Here is a 1,614-nt window from a genome sequence, read left to right as displayed (position 1 = left end):
CCGCTGTGTTGTGGTTCGGCTTAGGCGGCTCTCGCGCTGCTCGCAACCTGCTTCAGGCCGAAATCGTAGTTGAGATGAAAATACTCGCTGTCCACCATGCGACCATCCGGCGCACGCCCCGCCGGGTGACGGACGAACTCGCGGATCAGGCTGTCCTTGACGCCGAACACCACGTCGCTGTCGAGATATTGGTCGCCGGCGACGAACACATGGGTCACGAGCTGCTCGAAGCCCGGCGCCGAGATCATGAAATGCACATGCGCCGGACGCCAGGGATGGCGGCCCTGCACCTCCAGCATCTCGCCGACCGGCCCGTCATGCGGAATCGGGTAGGCCGCCGGCTTGATCGACCAGAAATGGAAGCGGCCGTTGGCGTCGGTGTGGAAGCGCGCGCGCATCGCGAGATCGCCGATGTCGTCGAGCTGCTGCACGTCGTAATAGCCGTCATCGTCGGAATGCCAGACGTCGACGATGGCGCCCGCGAGCGGACGTCCGTCGACGGTCGAGACCGAGCCGGTGACCAGCATCGGGTCGCCTTCCATCGGACCCGAGATGTCGGCGCCGATGTCCTTCTCCGGTGCGGCCTGGACGAAGAACGGGCCGAGCACGGTGGTCTCGGTTGCGCCTTCCGGCACCGGATGGTTGATCGCGTCGACCAGCATGGAGACGCCGAGCGTGTCCGACAGCAGGATGAACTCCTGGCGCTTGTCGTCGCACATGTGGCCGGTGCGGGTCAGGAAGTCGATGCCGTATTCCCATTCCTTCTGGGTCGGGCGGACCTCGCGGATGAAGGCATGGAGGTGGCGCACCAGCGCCTCGCTGACCTCCTTGATGCGCGGATCGGTTGCGCCTGCGATCCGCTCCAGCACCGCGTCCGTGATCGTGTTTTCGTTGAAGTTGCGCATGGGTGTCTCCGTTGATCAGAGCTTCGGTTCGCCGAGGCCGGACAGCCGCTCGAGATGCTTGACGGTCGCGATGAAGTCGGCCTCGCCGTCGCCCTGCGCCACCAGCGAGCCATAGGTCTCGCGCACCTGCGCCGCGAGCTGCAGTGGCACGCCGACGGCGTGGCCGGCGCCGAGGATGAGATCGAGGTCCTTGGCCATCTGCTTGCAGGAGAAGGTGGACTCGAAATCCCGTGTGCGAAGCGGCGCGGTCTTGTACTTCACCATCGGCGAGGCCACCGCGCTGTCGTCGAGCACCTTCAAAATGTCCTGCCACGCAATGCCGCCCTTGCGCGCCAGCGCCAGGCTCTCCGCCATCATCGCGGCCGACACCGCGATCATCAGATTGACCGCGAGTTTCGCGTAGCGCGCTTCCTCGCCGGGCCCGAGATAGGTCTGGGCGCGCGTAAAGGCTGCGAACAGCGGTCTTGCATTGTCGAAGGCGTCCTTCGGACCCGAGACGAAGCAGGTCAGCGCGCCGGTGTGAACGATGCTGGCATTGCCGGAGACCGGCGCGCGCAGGTAGGCGACGCCGCGGGCTTGCGTGGCGGCCGCAACTTCGGCGGAGGCCTCGACGCTCACGGTGCTGGTCTCGATCAGAACGGCTCCGGGGGCCATCGCGGCGATGAACCCGGCGGGGCCGAGCAGCGCGCCGCGCAAGGCTGCGTCATCC

Annotated in this window: 2 protein-coding genes; both read right to left on the bottom strand. The window is 66.4% G+C overall.

Annotation, left to right across the window (positions count from 1 at the left end):
* Positions 1-20 precede the first annotated feature (20 nt).
* A complete protein-coding gene (locus AC1D00_RS40270; protein WP_404553888.1) occupies positions 21-905 on the bottom strand; it encodes an intradiol ring-cleavage dioxygenase in 885 nt (294 codons plus the stop codon).
* A gap of 15 nt (positions 906-920) precedes the next feature.
* Positions 921-1,614 (bottom strand): NAD(P)-dependent oxidoreductase (locus tag AC1D00_RS40265; RefSeq protein WP_477014528.1); only part of this gene is annotated, 694 nt, incomplete at its 5' end.

It is taken from the genome of Bradyrhizobium sp. P2_E8, from assembly GCF_056403875.1.
The sequence above is the reverse complement of the archived record's forward strand: the minus strand, read 5'-3'. Positions and strand labels throughout refer to the sequence as shown.